At 62.3% G+C, this 215-nt stretch carries 1 pseudogene; it reads left to right on the top strand.

What is annotated here, in order from left to right:
- A pseudogene (locus N825_RS40110) lies at positions 1-215 on the top strand (hypothetical protein); the annotation flags it as partial.

A 215-nucleotide genomic window follows, 5' to 3' on the forward strand; every position in this document is an offset into this window, starting at 1 on the left:
GGGCAACGACAGCCTGTCGGGCGGTCTCGGCAACGACACCTTGAACGGTGGTGCTGGTTCCGACGGCATGACCGGCGGCAACGGCAACGACCTGTATTACGTCGATGATGCCGGCGACAGCGTCACCGAACTCTTCAACCAAGGCTACGACACGGTGCGCTCGTCGGTTAGCGTCAACTACACCACCCAGCACGTCGAGCGGATCGAACTGACCG

Origin of the sequence: Skermanella stibiiresistens SB22 (assembly GCF_000576635.1) — a bacterium.
GTDB lineage: Bacteria > Pseudomonadota > Alphaproteobacteria > Azospirillales > Azospirillaceae > Skermanella > Skermanella stibiiresistens.